At 69.8% G+C, this 9,625-nt stretch carries 7 protein-coding genes; 3 read left to right on the top strand and 4 right to left on the bottom strand.

Features of this window, described 5'->3' with window-relative positions; genetic code table 11:
* Nucleotides 1-22 precede the first annotated feature (22 nt).
* The 3 genes from AC5LSR_RS20455 to AC5LSR_RS20445 form a co-directional block, all read right to left on the bottom strand.
* Complete coding sequence (locus AC5LSR_RS20455) at nucleotides 23-865, bottom strand: purine-nucleoside phosphorylase (RefSeq protein ID WP_250284557.1); 843 nt, start codon at nucleotides 863-865, stop codon at nucleotides 23-25.
* A gap of 575 nt (nucleotides 866-1,440) precedes the next feature.
* Nucleotides 1,441-2,925, bottom strand: coding sequence for an HNH endonuclease signature motif containing protein (locus AC5LSR_RS20450; protein ID WP_250284556.1), 1,485 nt, complete (start codon nucleotides 2,923-2,925; stop codon nucleotides 1,441-1,443).
* Between the two features lie 291 nt (nucleotides 2,926-3,216).
* Nucleotides 3,217-4,317 (bottom strand): hypothetical protein, encoded by a 1,101-nt coding sequence (locus AC5LSR_RS20445; RefSeq protein ID WP_250284555.1) that lies wholly within the window; start codon nucleotides 4,315-4,317, stop codon nucleotides 3,217-3,219.
* Nucleotides 4,318-4,863: 546 nt separating this feature from the next.
* On the opposite strand from AC5LSR_RS20445, the gene AC5LSR_RS20440 reads away from it, so the two are divergent.
* Nucleotides 4,864-6,444: an acyl-CoA mutase large subunit family protein gene (locus AC5LSR_RS20440; protein WP_250284554.1), complete on the top strand. Its 1,581-nt coding sequence runs from the start codon at nucleotides 4,864-4,866 to the stop codon at nucleotides 6,442-6,444.
* A gap of 260 nt (nucleotides 6,445-6,704) precedes the next feature.
* Here the strand turns inward: AC5LSR_RS20440 and AC5LSR_RS20435 are convergent, their stop codons facing one another.
* Nucleotides 6,705-7,871, bottom strand: a complete 1,167-nt coding sequence (locus tag AC5LSR_RS20435) for a Fic family protein (protein WP_250284553.1) — start codon at nucleotides 7,869-7,871, stop codon at nucleotides 6,705-6,707.
* Nucleotides 7,872-8,163: 292 nt separating this feature from the next.
* Here AC5LSR_RS20435 and AC5LSR_RS20430 point away from each other — a divergent pair, with 292 nt between their 5' ends.
* The gene (locus AC5LSR_RS20430; RefSeq protein ID WP_250284552.1) at nucleotides 8,164-8,559 is read left to right on the top strand and encodes a hypothetical protein; all 396 of its coding nucleotides are present in this window, start codon (nucleotides 8,164-8,166) and stop codon (nucleotides 8,557-8,559) included.
* 17 nt (nucleotides 8,560-8,576) lie between these two features.
* The coding region (locus tag AC5LSR_RS20425; RefSeq protein WP_493468842.1) for a diflavin oxidoreductase at nucleotides 8,577-9,625 on the top strand (1,049 nt) is incomplete at its 3' end.

Raw genomic sequence — 9,625 nt, 5'->3', positions numbered from 1 at the left:
GGACGCCGTCCATCTCGACCGATCACAGCCTGGTGATGATCGAGGCGAGCAGTGCGCCCATGCGTCCGGCCGCCTCGGCGCCGGCGGCCAGCACGTCGGTGTGGTCGATCGGCTCGTCGGTCATGCCGGCGGCCAGGTTGGTCACCAGGGACAGCGCCAGCACCTCGGCGCCCTCGGCCCGCGCAGTGATCGTCTCGTGCACGGTCGACATGCCGACCAGGTCGGCGCCGAGCGTCCGCAGCATCCGGATCTCGGCCGGGGTCTCGAAGTGCGGCCCGGGCAGCGCCGCGTAGACCCCTTCGGTGAGGGCCGGGTCGGCGGCTCGCGCCAGCGCGCGTAGCCGCGGGGAGTAGGCGTCGGTGAGGTCGACGAACTGCGGCCCGATCAGGGGTGAACGGCCGGTGAGGTTCAGATGGTCGGAGATCAGTACGGGCTGGCCGACAGTGTGGTCCTCGCGCAGCCCGCCGGCGGCGTTGGTGAGCACCACGGTGGACACACCCGCGGCACAGGCTGTGCGGACACCATGGGCGACGACCCGGGGGTGATAGCCCTCGTAGGCGTGGACCCGGCCGAGGAACAGCAGAAGATGACGTCCACCGAGGGCAACCGAGCGCACCGTCCCGGCGTGGCCGGGGGCACTCGGCGGCGGAAAACCGGCGAGTTCGGCGACGGCCACCTCGCCGGTCACTGTGCCGGTCGCGGCCAGCACGTCCGCGGCGGGCAGCCATCCACTGCCGAGCACGATGGCGATGTCGTGCCGTCCGACACCTGTGATCTCGGCCAGCCGCGCCGCGGCAGCCGTCGCCTCCGCAGCGGCCTGCGCACCCGGCCCAGTAGCCGTCTGCACGGCAATGGTGTCCCGCATGTGGTGACTCTAGCTTCGGTCCCGCCCCGGCGTGTTCCGCTCCGTTGCTGCGCTGGCCTGCTGCGCTGGCCTGCTGCGCTGGCCTGCTGCGCTGGCCTGCTGCCCTGACGGTGACTTGCTGTTCTGACTCGCTCCGCAGCCCTGATCCGCCGCTCTGATTCGCAAGCCGCCCGGTTTACCCATATTTGGGGTGATATCGAAGGCATCCGAGGTACTGACCCTCCACGGCCTGGCCCCTCGCTCATCCCACGGCACCACCACCCATACGGTCGAATCAGTAGACGGAAACTGTCATCGCTCGGAGCCCTGAAAATATTATGTAGAGGAATAATTCGCGGCATCGGATAGCGCCTTCTGCGGCTATCTCGCTGCGCCTGTCTCGATCGGCTCGGGCCTCCGGGTCATCCGGCCCCTTGATGCTGCTGAATATTCGGTGTCTGAGCGTCCGGCGTCGAGACTGTCGAGAATGCCATGGCCATTATGATCATCGAGAGGTGCCATAGCCGGGGTCGCTGCCCACGTGGATGCCACAGGCGGGTGGTAGGACGCCTCTGGAAAGCGGCGGTGAAGCGATCTCAGAAGGGTGGTGAGCCGAGATCCAGAACGCTGTCCCGTCTGGTTCTGTCCGTGTCCGGACCGTGGGCGCCGGCCCTTTTTCTCACGCCGTGGGTACCTCCCCCGCTGTACGTGTCCGTCCCCGGGGCTCCTGGAGCTGCTGATGCGCTCGTTCTCGATATTCCTGCTGTGGAGGCATCCGTTCCCGTGTTGCGCGTTCTGGGAATGTCTGCTCGCGGGGATCCTGCTTGCGAGACGGGGTCGTTGTCTGACCTCCGAGTTATGAGCCCGGCGGGCTCGACGTCCCAGGGTTCGGGGATGCTGGGGTAGACCCGTCCGGTCGGGCTGGTCCACATCGCGGTGTCACCGTCGGTGCGTTGAACCGTCCAGCCGCCCTCGTGTTTGGCCCTGTGGTGGCGCCGGCACAAGGTCAGTAGATTCTCTTCGCTGGTGGGTCCGCCGGCGCTGTGCGGCTGGATGTGGTCGAGGTCGCAGAACTGGGCAGGTTTCCGGCAGCCCGGGAAACGGCAGGTCCGCTGCCGCGTGCGCAGCAGCCGGGCGAGGCCGGGTGCGGGGAAGCGGCGGCCGACCTCGATCGGCCGGTCGCCCTGGGCGGGGTCGGTGAAGATCCGCCGCCAGGTCGCCTCCCGGGCGAGCTCCCGGACGGTTTCTGCGGGGATCGGCCCGTAGCCGGCGAGTTCCCCGGGGGTGTCGCTGACCGCGGCGAGGGTCGCGGCGGAGACGAGTATCCCGACCTCCACGGACACCTCAGCTCCCCGGTCGCGGCCGAGGAGCAGGTCGACGAGGGCGTCGGCGCGGCGGGCGTCCATGCTGGGGCGTTCGTCCGGGCCGGTGTGGGGGATGGTCATGCCAGGGGGCTCGTCCGGGTCGGCGACCGCGCGGGCGAGGGCATCGAGGCGCTGGTAGGCGGCTTGGGCGTCGAGGGCGGGCAGCAACGCCCACAGTTCGGCCATCCCGTCCTCGGCCGGACGAAGCTGCACCTCCCGACCTTTGCGGGCGTGGGCGTGCCGTCGCCGCGCGCCGTCCGGGTCGGCGCTGAGAACGGCCCGGCGCAACGCCTGACGGAACAGGCTGGGACTGCCCCGCCCACCCCGGGCCAGCACCTTCCGCTCGACCGCGGCGGCTTTGTCTGCGGACAGGGCGGCGGTTGTCTCGGCGACCGCGCGGACCCGACCCAGATCGATCGCCCCGGTCTCCAGCGCGGCCAGGGTGGCCGGCAGCCGGTCGACGACGGTGACCGCAAGCTCCACGCTGGCCGCGGCAGCGGCCGGGGACAGGGCGAGTTCGGCGGCGATCTCCTCCGCGGCCCACCCCGGCCCGGCCGGGTTCCCCTCCCCGGGCGGGGTGGGCCGCAACGCGGCGAGACGGGCCTGGGCACGCAGCATGACCGCCTCCAGCCCGGCGATCCGCCGCCGCACCGCGGCCATCAGGGACAGGCAGCCGTCCGAGTCACAGGAGGCCACCACCGGCAGACGGCCGGCCATGTCACAGCCCGCCAGCGCTGGCGGGCCACCGCACTCGGCGCGGCCCGTCGGCGCTGGCGGCGGGGCCGGAACCGCCGTGCCAGCCGGGGCTGGGTCGCCCACCCTGGTATCGAACATATGTACGAGTATAGTCGCTTATATGGACATTTTCACCCCTGACGACGATCGCTCTCCCGGCCCTCCGCACAGGCGCAGGACGCAGACCGCATACGAGAGGCATCCATAATGATCTATAAAGTCCGGTTGCGCCGGGCCGGTGCCTGGTGGCCGACGGTTGGTCATGATCGTGCGTCAGCGGCCCGGGGGGCCGGCGGCGGGGCGGAAGTCGTGGTCCGGATGGTCCCGGGTGGCTGGGCCACCCGGGACCCGGGGCCAGTCCCAGGCCACCCCGTAGTGGAGCCCGCGGGAAAGCTCGACGAAGTCCTTGCGGACGTATCCGAGGCTGCTCGGCACAAGCCAGTGCTCCTCGTCGTCCGGATGCAGCCGGGCCTCCGGGCCGAGCACGCCGCTGAAATACCAGACGCGGACGGGTGGTACCGTCGGGTCGAACTGGAGCTGTACCGTGTATCGGCTGTTCTGCTGCTCTTTCGGTGTGTAGTTCAGGACCGGTGTCATCTCGCGGTCGGTGTGTATGCGCAGCCGGTACACAAAGGAAACGCGGTCGCCGGGGGAAAGCGCCGCCGAGAACTCGAGCTCGGTCACCTCGTACCCGTTCGGGATGAAGGTGGAGCGCCGGACCGCGCAGTTCGCCAGCGCTTCGACGGAGATCACCTCGGGTCGCGGGTCGCTGTGATAGCGGGTGGTCGCCACGTAGTGGTCGATCCCGTCGTCGAGGGCGACCAGGGACCGGAATATCAGCACTTCCGTCGGGATCCGGCCGGAAAGTCGTACCAGCAGCTCGGCCCGGTCAAGGAGAAACCGCGGCCGGCTGGCGTCGAGGAGGCCCGGCGCACCGCTGCCGGCCAGGTAGTCCTGCCAGCCGGCACCGGCGCTGAGCTCCGCGACCCGCTGCCTGAGCAGGAGCGCGGCCTCGACGGTCCCCCGGTAGAACCATTCCCGTACGGTTCGCTCGTGTCGGCCCCGGCGGCGGGCGAGTGCGTCGATCCGGGCCGTCAGGGACGGCTCACCCGGATTCTCGCCGTCAATGTTGAAACCGATCTGGGCACCGGTCCGCAGTTTTTCCTGGGGGATGGCGTGACAGCACTCGACTATGATGTTCTGTAATGCGGCGGCGCGTTGGTCGTCCGACCATTCTCCAGGTGCCGGGGGCAGCAGCCGTACCAGAGGCGAGCTCCTGAGTTTCTCGACGTTCAAACCCGGTCCCGCCGAGAGCGCGACAAGCTCCGCCCTGATCGTCTCGACGGTCAACTGGGTTATGGTGTCGCCGGTCATGGGCAGCCCCGTTCCCGTCCTGGAAACAACCGATCGGACTCCCGGCGGGTCGCGCCGGCCGGGTAGCGTGAACCCGCGCGGCCGCGCGTCGGTTCCGCCGGTGGTGGCGTGCGCCGTGGAGTCTTTCCATCAACGGTAGACGTAATCGTGGGCGCATGTGTGTTTTCCTGGCTGACATCGATAAAAATAATCGCTTTTGCCTGCTTTGTGGCTGGGTCCGGGCGGCTGCCGCGGGGCGTGGCCACCCGGTCGCCCTCGGCCGGCGAGGCCGCCTCGGGGCGACGGGAGCGGCGAGGCGGGTCCCTGAAGCCGACGGCTCCCTCGCTGTGGTCATCTGGCCGCGGTCACCTCCGGTCTGCCGGTCCTCGCCGGGCGCGGGCTGGCGCGTCGGGAGTGATCCGGAGTGGTTCAGCCGTGCTCCTTGCCGCTTCGTCGGCCATCTCGTGGTCCATCCCGTCGGCGATCCCGTCAGGCCGTTGCCGTGACGGCGGTGAACCCGGCGTGAGAATCGCGCATGAGTGGGCCGGGTTTCCCTACGATCTGGCCATGAGCGAGCGTCTGTCGGAGTCCGGCCAGCCGATCAAGCCGGTTTACAGTGCATCCGATCTGCCCGCGGGCCTGACGGAGCGCCTGGGTTCACCCGGTGAGTATCCGTTCACCCGGGGCGTCTACCCGACCATGTACACCGGCAAGCCGTGGACAATGCGGCAGTACGCCGGTTTCGGCACCGCCAGGGAGTCCAACGAGCGGTATCACTCGCTTGTCGCCGCGGGCACCGGCGGGCTTTCGGTCGCGTTCGACCTGCCCACCCAGATGGGTTATGACTCCGACGACCCGATCGCTCACGGCGAGGTCGGGAAGGTCGGGGTGGCGATCGACTCGATCGAGGACATGCGGGTGCTCTTCGCCGGCATCCCGCTGGACAAGGTCTCCACGTCGATGACCATCAACGCGCCGGCGTCCGTCCTGCTGCTGCTATACCAGCTGGTCGCCGAGGAGCAGGGCGTCCCCGGCTCGAAGATCACCGGAACCATTCAGAACGACGTCCTCAAGGAATACATCGCCCGCGGTACCTACATCTATCCGCCCGCGCCGTCCCTGCGGCTGATCGCCGACACGTTTGCGTACTGCCGCAACGAGATCCCCCGGTGGAACACGATCTCGATTTCCGGCTACCACATGGCCGAGGCCGGGGCCACCCCCGCGCAGGAGATCGCTTTCACCCTCGCCAACGGCATCGCCTACGTCCGGGCCGCCGTCGAGGCGGGGCTCGCCGTGGACGAGTTCGCCCCCCGGCTGTCCTTCTTCTTCGTCTCCCGCACGACCCTGCTGGAGGAGGTGGCGAAATTCCGCGCCGCCCGCCGGATCTGGGCGGACGTGATGAAGAACACCTTCGGCGCGACGAACCCCAAGTCGATGATGCTGCGCTTCCACACCCAGACCGCGGGCGTACAGCTCACCGCGCAGCAGCCCGAGGTCAACCTGGTCCGGGTCGCGGTACAGGGCCTCGCCGCCGTGCTGGGCGGCACCCAGAGCCTGCACACGAACTCCTACGACGAGGCCATCGCCCTGCCGACGGTCAAGGCCGCGACCCTGGCGCTGCGTACCCAGCAGGTGCTCGCCTACGAGACGGACATCACCGCCACCGTCGACCCGTTCGCCGGCTCCTACGCGGTCGAGGCCCTCACCGACGATGTCGAGCAGGCCGCCCGCGAGCTCATGGAGCAGGTCGAGAAGCGCGGCGGAGCCGTCGCCGCGATCGAGCAGGGCTACCAGAAGAGCGAGATCGAGAACTCCGCCTACGCGGTCATGCAGGGCATCGAGGACGGTTCACGCACCGTGGTCGGCGTCAACCGCTTCCGTGCCGAGCAGGAGGAGCAGTACGACCCGCTGCGGGTCGACCCGGCGATCGAGGCCGACCAGTCGGCCCGGCTGGCCACCCTGCGCGCCGACCGCGACAACGCCGAGGTGACCCGCCATCTGGACGCGGTGAAGGCCGCCGCGCAGGGCACCGACAACGTCCTCTACCCACTGAAGGAGGCGCTGCGCGCCCGGGCCACGGTCGGCGAGGTCTGCCACGCCCTGCGCTCGGTCTGGGGGATCTACCACCCTGCCGACGCCTTCTGACCTCGCCGGGCGTGGGCGGAACCCCGGCGGCGTTTCTCGTCACCTTGCGTACCCTCCGGGTACGCGGCGGCTCCTCGACCTTGCCGGGCTTGCGCCCACATCCCGGCGACCAGGCGTGGGCGAAACCCCGGCGGCCTTGTGACAGCGGCCTTGTGATACCTACCGGGCTGTTAGGTATCACAAGGCTGCGTCGGTGATAGGTAAGTATCACAACGCCAGCCGGCGTCGGCGGCCCTGCCGGGGCGACCGGCCCAGGGGTGCTACCGGGCGGACGTGTCCGGTTCTCCCTCGATCGTCCGTAGGATGCCGTCCGCGATGAACAGGCGGTTGCGGGCTCGCCCGGGCACCTCGGTGAGGATTCCGCTCTCGACCAGCTTCGCGACGTTCAGACTGGCGGAACGGTGCGTCACGTCGAGAATGCGCCGTGCCCGGCTGACGGTCAGCGCCGGTATGTCGAACAGCGCGTCCACCAGCGCCGCCAGCAGCCCGGACGAGCGCGCGGTGCTGACCCGGGCGCGGTAGTCGTTCCGCAGGTTGTGCAGCGCGGTGGAACGCCGCACCGCGTCCCGGGCCTGTTCGGCGACCCCGCGGAGGAAGAACTCCACCCATCCTGCCCACTCCCCGTGCGTGGAGACCCGCAGCAGATGGGCGTAGTACTCGTCGCGCCGCGGTTCGATCCAGGCCGAGATGTCCAGCATGGGCGTGTCGAGCAGTCCCCATTCAGCCAGCAGCAGGACGACCAGGAGTCGGCCGACCCGCCCGTTGCCGTCGAGGAACGGGTGGATGGCCTCGAACTGGTAGTGCGCGCATGCGATCGTGACCAGTGGTGGCAGGTCGTGGTCGGTGTGCAGGTGCTTCTCGAACAGGTCCAGGCACTCCCACAGCCGTTCCGGGGGAGGCGGGACGTAGGTGGCGGTGTCGAGGGTGCAGCCGGGCGCCCCGATCCAGTTCTGGCTCCGCCGGACGTCACCCGGGGTCGCGTAGTCTCCGCGGACGCCACTGAGCAGGATGGCGTGCGCCTCCCGCAGCAACGGGACGCTCAGCGGAAGCCGACGGTCGGGGTCGAGTGTGTGCTCGACCGCGGCCATGTAGTTGAACACCTCCCGGACGTCCGCGCCGTCGCTCCGGGCCGGCTGCTCCGCCTCGAAGAGCACCAGGTCGGAGACGGATGCCTGGGTGCCTTCGATCCGGCTGGACAGCACGGCCTCCCGGCGGACCAGCGCCCGGGCCAGCAGCCGCGGGTTGGGCAGCGTCCGGCCGGCGCCGGCGAGTTCCCCCAGCGCGCGGTCGGCGTCCGAGAGCAGCCTGATCAGGGATCGGTCGAGGTCGAGAGCAGGGGGCAGCGGCGGCGGGACGAAGGCGAGGTAACCGCGTTCGGCCCGGACGATGTGGCGCTGCTGGCCGGTGGCGAAGGCCTCGCGTCGCACTGATACTTACCTACCATCCGGAAGTCCTTGTGATACCTACAGGCCTGTTTGGTATCACAAGGCTACGCCAGTGGTCAGTAAGTATCACGGCGCGAGAGCCATTGTGATTCCCAAGGGGCCGTTTGGTATCACAAGGATCCGCCAGCGGTCGGTAAGTACCACAACGCCGAGCCGAGCTCGGCCCGGGCCGAGCGGCGGTTGGTGTTCGTCCGGGCGGGCATCAGGGGCGGCGTCGCGTGGACGTCGGAGACGCTCCCGCGCGGACGGTGTTCGGGGTGGAAGGCTGGACGGTATGCGTATACATCCAGCGCGGAAGGCCCGCCCGCCGGAGGTTCCGCTGGAGCCGGGGGAGTTCACCGAGGTCGTGCTCCGGGGCCGGCTCACCGACCCCGCCGGCCCGGGCGCGTTCACCGCGCGGGCCGAACGGTTCATCGGGCACCGCCTCGGGGCGTCCCGCTGGATTCTGCTCACCACCCGCCGGCTGCTGGTCGTCGCGCCTTTTCCCCGGCCCGGCGGCTACTTCGACGTCGCCTTCGACCGGCGGGTGGTGTCGGCGTCGCAGGGGCGCAAGCACGGTGATCTGATCGTCATCCCCCTGGCCACCCCCGCCGGCCCCCAGATGCTGCGCGTCCCGGCATCCATCCGCCCCGAAGCCACCCGCTTCATCCGTGCCCTGCGCTTGCGTTAGCGCCGATTCTCGCGCAGTTGTTGGACACCCCCATCGATCATGTGTACTCGAAGCGGGCGGCACCGCTGGTCGGCAACCGGCTGCTGAGCCTGGCCGGCTCGGCCAAGGAGGTGCGGCGTTTCACGTTCGACCTGACCGACAGCCGGCTGGACTACACCGCCGGCGACACCCTGGGGGTCTGGCCGACGAACTGCCCCGATCTGGTCGACGAGTGGCTCGCCGCCACCGGCCTGGACCCCCACACCGTCGTCGACGTGGGCGAGCCGATGCCGCTGGTCGAGGCGCTGCGTCACCGGCTGGACATCACCACCGTCCGACCGGACCTGCTGCGTTTCGTCGCCGAACGCACCCGCGACGCCCGGCTGCGCACCCTGCTGCGCCCCGACAACAAGCTCGAACTGACGAAGTGGATGTGGGGCCGCCAGGCCGGCGACGTCCTCGCCGAACACCCGGTGCGGGCCGGCGTCACCGACTGGCTGGCGGTGCTCGGACGGTTGCAGCCCAGGATGTACTCGATCTCCTCCTCGCCGCTGGTGGAGCCGGCGGCGGTGAGCCTGACCGTCTCCGTCATCCGTTTCGTGGGCAGCCGCGGCCGCCCCCGCAAGGGCGTGTGCTCCACCTACCTCGCCGACGCGGCCCCCGGCCACCCGGTGCCGGTGTTCCTGCGACGCTCGCCGCACTTCCGCCCGCCCGCCGACGACGGCGTACCGGCTGTCATGATCGGCCCGGGTACCGGCGTCGCGCCGTTCCTGGGCTTCCTGCAGGAGCGCCAGGCTCGCGGCGCGCGCGGGCCGAACTGGCTGTTCTTCGGTGAACAACGCCGTGCGACCGACTTCTACTACGCCGACGAACTCGAAGCTCTCTCCACCGCTGGTACCCTCACCCGCCTTGACCTTGCATTCTCCCGCGACCAACGCGCCAGGATCTATGTCCAGGACCGCATGCGGGAACATGGCGCGCACCTGTGGGCGTGGCTGCGCGACGGCGCCTGCGTCTACGTGTGCGGCGACGCCGCCCGCATGGCCAAAGACGTCGATCAGGCACTCCGCGACATCGCCACCACCCA

The sequence above is a fragment of the Protofrankia sp. CiP1_Cm_nod4 genome (assembly GCF_982290645.1).
The sequence above is the reverse complement of the archived record's forward strand: the minus strand, read 5'-3'. Positions and strand labels throughout refer to the sequence as shown.

Excerpts from the sequence above, each read along its gene's own strand:
- AC5LSR_RS20455 (WP_250284557.1), bottom strand. The coding sequence starts at position 865 with ATGCGGGACACCATTGCCGTGCAGACGGCTACTGGGCCGGGTGCGCAG.
- AC5LSR_RS20450 (WP_250284556.1), bottom strand. The coding sequence starts at position 2,925 with ATGGCCGGCCGTCTGCCGGTGGTGGCCTCCTGTGACTCGGACGGCTGC.
- AC5LSR_RS20445 (WP_250284555.1), bottom strand. The coding sequence starts at position 4,317 with ATGACCGGCGACACCATAACCCAGTTGACCGTCGAGACGATCAGGGCG.
- AC5LSR_RS20440 (WP_250284554.1), top strand. The coding sequence starts at position 4,864 with ATGAGCGAGCGTCTGTCGGAGTCCGGCCAGCCGATCAAGCCGGTTTAC.
- AC5LSR_RS20430 (WP_250284552.1), top strand. The coding sequence starts at position 8,164 with ATGCGTATACATCCAGCGCGGAAGGCCCGCCCGCCGGAGGTTCCGCTG.